Annotated in this window: 6 protein-coding genes; 2 read left to right on the forward strand and 4 right to left on the reverse strand. The window is 69.9% G+C overall.

The window, feature by feature from the left end; genetic code table 11:
* Positions 1-150: 150 nt before the first annotated feature.
* A complete protein-coding gene (gene ald, locus ACFWQC_RS20715) occupies positions 151-1,266 on the reverse strand; it encodes an alanine dehydrogenase (protein ID WP_378682194.1) in 1,116 nt (371 codons plus the stop codon).
* A 147-nt stretch (positions 1,267-1,413) separates the two neighbouring features.
* On the reverse strand, positions 1,414-2,055 hold the full coding sequence (locus tag ACFWQC_RS20720; protein WP_378682197.1) for an NUDIX domain-containing protein: 642 nt from the start codon (positions 2,053-2,055) through the stop codon (positions 1,414-1,416).
* Between the two features lie 22 nt (positions 2,056-2,077).
* Between ACFWQC_RS20720 and pepN the strand changes: the two genes are divergently transcribed.
* Both pepN and ACFWQC_RS20730 read left to right on the forward strand, forming a co-directional pair.
* Positions 2,078-4,516 (forward strand): aminopeptidase N, encoded by a 2,439-nt coding sequence (gene pepN, locus ACFWQC_RS20725; RefSeq protein WP_378682200.1) that lies wholly within the window; start codon positions 2,078-2,080, stop codon positions 4,514-4,516.
* An 86-nt stretch (positions 4,517-4,602) separates the two neighbouring features.
* Entirely contained in the window at positions 4,603-5,076 is a 474-nt protein-coding gene (locus ACFWQC_RS20730; RefSeq protein WP_378682202.1) for an SRPBCC family protein, read from the forward strand.
* A gap of 64 nt (positions 5,077-5,140) precedes the next feature.
* Here ACFWQC_RS20730 and ACFWQC_RS20735 read toward each other — a convergent pair whose 3' ends face one another.
* Together ACFWQC_RS20735 and steA are read right to left on the reverse strand one after the other, a co-directional pair.
* Positions 5,141-6,853 (reverse strand): CTP synthase, encoded by a 1,713-nt coding sequence (locus ACFWQC_RS20735; RefSeq protein ID WP_378682205.1) that lies wholly within the window; start codon positions 6,851-6,853, stop codon positions 5,141-5,143.
* A gap of 14 nt (positions 6,854-6,867) precedes the next feature.
* On the reverse strand, positions 6,868-8,799 hold the full coding sequence (gene steA / locus ACFWQC_RS20740) for a putative cytokinetic ring protein SteA (protein WP_378682208.1): 1,932 nt from the start codon (positions 8,797-8,799) through the stop codon (positions 6,868-6,870).
* Positions 8,800-8,991 lie beyond the last annotated feature (192 nt).

Consider the following 8,991-nt stretch of genomic DNA (forward strand, 5'->3'; position numbering starts at 1 on the left):
ACAACTCGAAACACTCGGCTACGGCGTCACCCTCACCGACCTCCCACAAGCCAGCTGAGAGGACCGTGACTGGGCTTATCTACGTACCAGTCGGCTCGTCATGACGAGCCGACTCGGCGGGCTTGGACCTCAGAACGAGCCGACTCGGCTTCAGGCGAGGGCCGTCTCCAGCGGAACCGAGGCGATGCCGACGGCGTCACCCACGGGTGCGTTGGTCAGCTGGCCGGCGTGGGTGTTGAGGCCCTTGGCGAGCGCGGCGTCGTCACGCAGCGCCTGGGTCCAGCCCTTGTTGGCCAGGGCGACGGCGTACGGCATCGTCGCGTTCGTGAGCGCGTAGGTGGACGTGTTCGGCACCGCGCCGGGCATGTTGGCCACGCAGTAGAAGGTCGAGTTGTGGACCTGGTAGGTCGGGTCCGCGTGGGTGGTGGCGTGGGAGTCCTCGAAGCAGCCACCCTGGTCGATGGCGATGTCGACGAGCACCGAGCCCGGCTTCATCCGCGAGACCAGGTCGTTGGTGACCAGCTTCGGCGCAGCCGCGCCCGGGATCAGCACGGCGCCGATGACCAGGTCGGCCTGGAGCACCTGCTCCTCGAGCGCGAGCTTGTTCGACGCGAGCCCGTGGACCTGGTTGGAGTAGCGCCAGAACGACATCCGCAGCTTCTCCAGGTCGGTGTCGAGCAGCGTCACGTCGGCACCCATACCGAGTGCGATGTTGGCGGCGTTCTGCCCGGAGACGCCGGCACCGATGATGACGACCTTGGCGTTGGCGACACCGCCGACACCACCCATCAGCGTGCCGCGGCCGCCCTGGGCCTTGAGCAGGTTGTAGGCGCCGACCTGGGGCGCCAGGCAGCCGGCGACCTCCGACATCGGGTAGAGCAGCGGCAGCGCCCGGTTGGGCAGCTCGACGGTCTCGTACGCGATCGCGGTGACCTTCTTGGCCAGCAGCTCCTGCGTCAGCGGCTTGTCGGCGGCCAGGTGGAGGTAGGTGAACAGGGTCAGGCCCTCGCGCAGGCGGTGGTACTCCTCCGCGACCGGCTCCTTGACCTTGAGCACCATGTCGGCGTTGCCCCAGGTCTCGTCGGCATCGCCGAGGATCTTGGCGCCGACCGCGGCGTAGTCGCTGTCCGGGATCGAGGAGCCGACGCCGGCACCGGCCTGGACGAAGACCTCGTGGCCGTTGGCCACCAGCTCGTGGACGCCCGAGGGGGTGATCGCCACCCGGTACTCGTGGTTCTTGACTTCCTTGGGTACGCCGATTCTCATTGCCCTGCCCTTCATATGATGGCCCCTGAATGTGGTGATCCGTGGGGTTGAGGGTCAGCCGGATGTGCGCCGCCTGACGCGGCATGTCTAACCCGGTGTGGCGCAAGTCACCAAAATCGCGTCGCTCGGTCCTGACCAGGCCCCTGATCAGACTCTGCCACGAGACTTGAGAGCCGCGTACGCAAGCACGGCCTGGACGACCGGTGAGTCGGTCGCCCGGCCGCTCAGCACTGCCTCCAGGAGCTCCTCGAAGGGCACCCAGTGGACGCTCATCTCGGCCTCCTCGTGCTCGAGCTCGAACCCGTCGCGGTCGCTCGCGGTGAGGCCGCGGGCGAGGAAGAAGTGGTGGATCTCCTCGGTGAGCCCTGGCGAGGCGTACGTCGAGAGCAGCGGCGTCCACTCGGCCGCCTCGTGGGCCACCTCCTCACGCAGCTCGCGCACAGCTACGTCGAGCGGGTCCTCGCCGGGATAGTCGATCAGGCCGGCCGGCAGCTCGACGAAGCGCCGCTTGGCGGGATGGCGGTACTGGGTGATGACCAGGGCCCGCTCCTCCTCGTCCAGCGCCAGCACGACCGCGGCGCCCGGATGCTCGACCACGAGGCGGCGGAACGGCTCCTCGTCCTCGTGGCCGGGGCGGTTGATCCGGTCGGCGCGCAGCGCGACCACCCAGCCGTCACGGTGGAGATCCTCGCTCGAGGCGACCGGCCAGCTCTCCGGGACGTCCCACTCGGTGAGCGGTCCCTGGTCCAGCGGCACGGCGGAGTCGGAAATTCGTGCGTCCGATGTCATGGCCCGAGGCTACCCTCGGCTCATGTCTGACACCTCCCCCTCCGCCCCTGCCTCACTCACCCAGGAGGAAGCTGCCACGCGGGCCGCCACGATCACCGTCGATCGCTACGACATCGCGCTCGACATGACCGGTCTGCTGGAGGGCGAGACGCTCTCCAGCGTCTCCACGATCACCTTCTCCGCCACCCCCGGCTCGAGCACGTTCGTCGACTGCGTGGCCGAGGTCAGCGCGGCCACGCTCAACGGCACCGAGCTCGACCTCGCCGCGATCAGCGCCGGCCGGATCCCGCTCGAGGACCTCGCCGAGACCAACACCCTGGTCGTGACCGCCTCCCAGTCCGACACCGCCTCCTCCGAGGGCGTGCTGCGCACCGTCGACCCCTCCGACGGCAACGTCTATGTGTGGACCTCCTTCGAGCCCGACGACGCTCGTCGGCTGTGGGCCTGCTTCGACCAGCCCGACCTCAAGGCCGTGCACGCGTTCACCGTGACCGCGCCCGAGCAGTGGACGGTGCTCTCCAACTCCGCACCGGCGAACGTCTCGGACGAGGCGGCCGGCGCGCGGACGTGGGTCTTCGAGGACACTCCCCCGCTCTCGACGTACGTCGTGGTGGTCAACGCCGGCCCGTTCGTCGAGGTCCGCGAGGAGCGCGGCGGCTACGACCTGGGGCTCTACGCCCGTCAGTCGCTGCGAAGCCAGCTCGAGCGGGACCGCGAGGAGATCCTCGACGTCACCGAGCACGGGCTGGCCTGGTTCGGCACCAAGTTCGCGATGCCGTTCCCGCAGCGCCGCTACGACCAGATCTTCGTGCCCGACATGGGCGGCGCGATGGAGAACTGGGGCGCGGTCACCCACAGCGACGTGTTCCTCTTCCGCACGGCGCCGACCCACGCCGACCGGACAGAGCGCACCAATGTGGTCCTCCACGAGATGGCGCACATGTGGTTCGGTGACCTGGTCACGATGCGCTGGTGGGACGACCTGTGGCTCAACGAGGCCTTCGCCTCGTGGGCGGCCGTGTGGGCCTCGGCCGCCCTCCCCGACCACGCCGACGTGTGGGCCTCGATCGCACTGACCGAGAAGAAGGCGGGCTACGACATCGACGCGACGCCCGCCACCCACCCGATCCGCGGCGTGGTCCCCAGCGTCGACGTCGCGATGGCCAACTTCGACGCGATCACCTACATGAAGGGCCAGGCCGTGCTGCAGCAGCTGCACGCCTACATCGGCGAGGAGGCCTACCTCGCCGGGCTGCAGTCGTACTTCGCCGAGCACGCCTACGGCAACACCGTCCTCGACGACCTGATGAGCGCCTTCGGCGCGGCCGCTGGCAAGGACCTCTCCGCCTGGACCACCGCGTGGCTCGACCACGCCGGCACCGACGTGATCACCCTCGCCGACGGCAAGGTGTCGGTCGCCAGCCCCGACGGGACCGTACGTCCCCACCGGCTCGACATCGCCTCCTACGACGCCTCCGGTGCCCTGCTCGCCACCACTGCGGTCACCGTGGCGGGCGAGCCCGTCGCGGTCTCGCTCCCCGATGCCGCCGCGCACCTGGTCAACGCGACCGACGTGACCTTCGCGGCGGTGCGCTCCGACGAGGCCAGCGAAGCCTGGCTCGGCCAGAACGCCGGCCTGCTGCCCGACGCGGTGGCACGGGCGGTCGCGGTCAGCAGTGCCTGGACGGCCCTGTTCCGCGGCGACATCGCCGGCCCTGAGGTCGTCTCGCGCGTCCTCTCGGTCCTCGAGAACGAGCGCAACCCGCAGGTCACCGGCGAGTTCCTGAGCATGGCCGTCACCGCTGCCGAGCTGTGGACGGCGCCCGAGCGGGTCGCCGAGCAGCGCGCACTGGTCGCCGGAGCGGCCGCGGCGCTCGCCGAGGACCCGACCAACCGCGACACCGCTCTTCGCGTCGTCGCAGCGCACGCCTCCACGCCCGAGCATCTCGCGCTGGCCGAGGCAGGGGCCGGCGAGGACGTACAGGTGGCCTGGCGGCTGCTCGGCCGGCGCGCCGAGACCGGCGACTACGACGCCGAGGCGGTCGCCGCCCTGGAGGCGCGCGACCCGGACCCCGAGTCCTGGGTCAGTGCTCTGGGCGTACGCACCGCGCAGCCGCTCGCGGAGGCCAAGGAGGAGGCCTGGCAGGTGTCCATGATCGAGCGCCGGCTGCCGCGCACCGACGGCGGATACGCGTTGAGCTCGGCGTTCTGGCGGCCCGGCCAGGAGGAGATCCTGGCGCCATACGCCCAGCGCTATCTCGACGCCGTCGCCGCGATCAGGGGTGGCGGCCTGCTCGCCTACGGGCTCCAGCTCCGCTTCTACCCGGTGCATGCCGGTGAGGAGGTCGCCGCTACCGCACGCGCCGCCTGTGAGGGCGACACACTGGTCCCCTTCGTCCGGCAGACGGTCATCCGGATGGCCGACGTGCACTCGCGGCAGGTAGCGGCTCGCTCGCTCTAGGGCAGCCAGAATCCGGGCCCAGAAGGTATGGCCCGCGAGGACGGCGGGTACCCCTCGTCTCGTACGCAATCGAGAGGAGACACGACATGAGCACCATCGAGAAGAGCGTCCAGGTCGAGGTCCCGGTCAGCACCGCGTACGACCAGTGGACCCAGTTCGAGTCGTTCCCCCAGTTCATGGAGGGCGTCGAGTCGGTCAAGCAGCTCGACGACAAGCACCTGCACTGGAAGGCCGAGATCGGCGGTGTGACCCGCGAATGGGATGCCGAGATCGTCGACCAGGTTCCCGATGAGCGCATCACCTGGCGCGCCGTCGAGGGTGCCAAGAACAAGGGGACGGTGTCGTTCACCCAGGACCCGATGGCGAAGACGACCCAGGTGACGCTCCGCCTGGAGTACGAGCCCGAGGGCGCGATCGAGAAGACCGGTGACGTCCTCAAGATCGTCGACATGCGGGCCAAGGGCGATCTCGAGCGGTTCAAGAAGTTCATCGAGCACCGCGGCACCGAGACCGGCGCCTGGCGCGGCGAGGTGAAGCCGACCGGCGAGGTACGTCGCTAGAACACAGTTGACAGAGCCCCTGGGGCCGGCGCGTGCCGGCCCCAGGGGCTCTGTCAACTGATGCTCAGGCGTCAGCCGGTTCCGGCAGCTCGACCTCGCTGACCTCACGGCGCAGGTTGGACTCGTCGATCGGGAACCGCTGCTCCTTCTGCCGGTCGAGGGCCGCCTTCACCAGCCCGGCGAAGAGCGGGTGCGGGCGGGTCGGCCGCGAGCGGAGCTCGGGGTGGGCCTGGGTGGAGACGTAGTAGGGGTGTACGTCGCGAGGCAGCTCGACGAACTCGACGAGCTGGTTGTCGGGCGAGAGGCCGGAGAAGACCAGGCCGGCGTCCTCCAGCTGGTCGCGGTAGGCGTTGTTGACCTCGTAGCGGTGGCGGTGACGCTCCTCGATGGAGGTCTCGCCGTAGACCTCCGCCGCGATCGAGCCGTTCTGGAGCTCGGCCGGGTAGAGGCCCAGGCGCATCGTGCCACCGAGGTCGCCCGCGCCCTCGACGTACGCCTTCTGCTCCTCCATCGTCGCGATGACGGGCTCGGGAGTCTCGGCGTCGAACTCGGTGGAGTCGGCCTTCTCCAGGCCGAGCACGTTGCGGGCGTACTCGATGACCATGCACTGCAGGCCCAGGCACAGGCCGAGCGTGGGGATCTGGTGAGCGCGGGTGTAGCTCAGCGCGCCGAGCTTTCCCTCCAGGCCACGGATGCCGAATCCGCCGGGGACGCAGACGGCGTCGACGTCGTGGAGGTTCTTGGCGGCGCCCTCGGGGGTCGCGCACTCGTCGGAGGGGATCCAGCGGATGTTGACCTTGGCCTCGTTGGCGAAGCCGCCGGCGCGCAGCGCCTCGCCGACGCTCAGGTAGGCGTCGGGCAGGTCGATGTACTTGCCGACCAGGCCGATGGTCAGCTCTTCCTTGGGGTGGTGCACCCGGCGGAGCAGGTCCTCCCACAGCGCCCAGTCGACATCGCGGAAGGGCAGGTCGAGCTTGCGTACGACGTAGGCGTCCAGGCCCTCGCGGTGGAGCACCTTCGGGATGTCGTAGATGCTCGGGGCGTCGGCGGCGGTCACCACGGCGTCCTCGTCGACGTCGCACATGAGCGCGATCTTGCGCTTGATGCCCTCGGGCAGCTCGCGGTCGGCGCGGCACACGATGGCGTCGGGCTGGATGCCGATCTGGCGCAGCGCCATCACCGAGTGCTGGGTCGGCTTCGTCTTGAGCTCCTTGGACGGGCCGATGTAGGGCACCAGGGAGACGTGCACGAAGAAGACGTTGTCGCGGCCGAGGCGCTGGCGCACCTGGCGGGCGGCCTCGAGGAACGGCAGCGACTCGATGTCGCCGACCGTGCCGCCGATCTCGGTGATCACCACGTCGATCTCGGGGCCGTGCATGGCCAGGACCCGCTCGGAGATCTCGTCGGTGATGTGCGGGATCACCTGGACGGTCTCGCCGAGGTAGTCGCCGCGGCGCTCCTTGGCGATCACGTTGGAGTAGACCTGCCCGGTGGTCACGTTGGCATGGCCGACCAGGTCGGTGTCGAGGAACCGCTCGTAGTGGCCGATGTCGAGATCGGTCTCGGCACCGTCGTTGGTCACGAAGACCTCACCGTGCTGGAACGGGTTCATGGTGCCGGGGTCCACGTTGAGGTACGGGTCCAGCTTCTGCATGGTCACGCTCAGACCACGCGAACGGAGCAGGCGGCCGAGGGACGATGCCGTCAGGCCCTTTCCCAATGAGGAGGCGACGCCCCCGGTGACAAAAATGTGCTTGGTCAAGCTCGCCGACTTCATGGGCCTCAATCCTATCAACGCTTCAGCAGGCCGCCGAAACCTGACGCACCGAAATCGCCACCTTGTTGACTCCTCTGTCGAGCCAGCGCGAGCGGAGCGGCGATCTGACCGGTGGTGGTCTCGATGCCGTCGACCGACGCGAACCAGCCCGGCCAGTCGTTGGCGCGGAGCGTCTCGAGGTCCTCGGAGCCCGCGGGTGCCGTCACGACCAGGCCTTTCGTGGTCGCGCCGAGGCCCTCGACCAGGCCCTCGACCGCGGTCGTGTCCTCGCTGTCCTCGCCGAGGACGACCAGGACGAGCCCGGCCGGTCCGGTCGGTCGTCCCTGAGCTTTGACCAGGTCGCCGGTGAGCAACGCCACAGCGGCGGTCTTGGCGGGCTGGTCGAACGCCGTGGGCGGCTTCGTGCCGGCGTAGGTCTCCCCGATCACCTGGCCCATCCGCTGATAGGTCGCCTGTTTCGTGTCCCCGCGACCCAGCTGCTTGACCAGCTGGGTGGCCAGGCTGTCGACGTACTGCTTGCGGTCGGGGTCCAGCAGATTCGGTCGTACGTCGAGCACCCCCGTCGTCTCACCGCCGGCCGTCTTGATCTTGCCGGTGAGCGCGGCGACCGTCTTCTGGTCGGCGCCGGGAAGGGTGACGACGGCGACCTTCTGGCCGGTGAGCCTGCCGGGCAGGAGGGTGTCGCCGGCCTCAGCCACGAACTGGGCCTCGGCGCTCTGCTGGGGGTCCTTCGCGGCCTTCGTCTCGCTCTCACCGGAGGTGGGGCTCGCCGCGGCTCCGTCGTCCGCTCTGTTCACGATCCCCCCGCCTATCGCGGTGAGGTCGTGGTCGGCGGCCCAGACGCCTGCGGGTACGCCGATCGCCAGCGCCGTCACCGCGGCCAGGACCGGGAGGACGAGCCGACGGCTGCGGGGCTCCTTACGGCGCACCGCCCGAACCGCGGACGCGTCGATCAGCGTCGGGCCGAGGGCGAGCCGGGTCAGGTACGTGCCGGCCAGGCCCGGGCGCTGGTCCTCGAGGAAGTCGGTCAGCGTGGTGCTCAGCCCGGCCCCGACCACCAGTGAGGGGTGCTGGGCGTAGGCGACCAGGAGGGCGGCGTCCTCGGGGGCGAGGGCGGAGTCGAACCGCTTCGGCTGCACGCCGATCCGGTCGAGGAGCTCGGTGGCGTTCTCGCTCGCGGAGGCGCCGGGCGCGAGGACGACCTCGGCGGCACTGGTGAGCACCTTCGGCTCGGGGTAGCTATCGGTGTCGGGGCCCAGGACGACCACGGCGTGGCGTACCTGCTTCTTGGTCAGCCTCTTCGCCGCAGGACCCACCGCGATGATCGCCGGGCGCTGCTCGCGCAAGAAGCCGGCGAGGTCGCCGAGGAGCCGGTCCAGGTCGGGATGGTCGGCGACCACCACGACAGGGCGCCCGGCGAGCGGGGTGTCCAGAGGAGGTACGCCGTTGCCGTGCAGCAGCACCTCCTCCTCGCGCTTGAGGAGCTCGCTGCTGTTGTGGGTGAAGAGGTCCAGGTGGGAGCTCAGGCCCCGCTTGGCGTCCTCGAGGTCCTTGTCGAGGGATTCCTGGTCGAGCGCACGACCCGCGGTCAGCAGCCGCTCACCGTCGAAGATCTCGCCGTCGAGGATCCGGGCCTTCCGCCCGTCGACCAGCAACTCCTGCCCCGCCTCGCCGATCCTGTCGATCACCTCGATCCCGGCGTCGGCCAGCGTCTGCGGGCCCCGGTTCGGGTAGCGGCCCGAGACCATCGGCTGGGCGTTGACCACGGCGATGACGCCCTTCGCCGCGATCGCCAGCGCGGTGCTTCGGTCCAGGTCGACATGGTCGATGACCGCGATGTCGCCCTCTTTGAGCCGCGGGATCAGGGCCCTGGTCGGCCGCCCCGCGCGGAGCGTGCCGCGGATACCTGGGAGTACGGAGGGAATCTGGCGAGTAGGCAGTCTCATGTCCCGCCAATCCTCCCCCGTCGCCGGTGCGCGTCCCAGGATCTCCCATCCGGCGAGTCGGTCGTCGTGGCCGCCGAATGCGTACGTTTGGCGGCCGAGTCGGGGGGGTGGGGGGGGGGGGTTGGCGACACAAACCCCGGCCGGGAGGGCCCAGGCGGGGGGGCGGACGGGGAGACCAAACCCGGGCGGGGC

The organism is Nocardioides sp. NPDC058538 (genome assembly GCF_042719275.1).
Taxonomy (GTDB): Bacteria; Actinomycetota; Actinomycetes; order Propionibacteriales; family Nocardioidaceae; genus Nocardioides.

Bases quoted from the DNA above. Each gene is read 5' to 3' on its own strand.
- ald (WP_378682194.1), bottom strand. From the start codon at position 1,266: ATGAGAATCGGCGTACCCAAGGAAGTCAAGAACCACGAGTACCGGGTG.
- ACFWQC_RS20720 (WP_378682197.1), bottom strand. From the start codon at position 2,055: ATGACATCGGACGCACGAATTTCCGACTCCGCCGTGCCGCTGGACCAG.
- pepN (WP_378682200.1), top strand. From the start codon at position 2,078: ATGTCTGACACCTCCCCCTCCGCCCCTGCCTCACTCACCCAGGAGGAA.
- ACFWQC_RS20730 (WP_378682202.1), top strand. From the start codon at position 4,603: ATGAGCACCATCGAGAAGAGCGTCCAGGTCGAGGTCCCGGTCAGCACC.
- ACFWQC_RS20735 (WP_378682205.1), bottom strand. From the start codon at position 6,853: ATGAAGTCGGCGAGCTTGACCAAGCACATTTTTGTCACCGGGGGCGTC.
- steA (WP_378682208.1), bottom strand. From the start codon at position 8,799: ATGAGACTGCCTACTCGCCAGATTCCCTCCGTACTCCCAGGTATCCGC.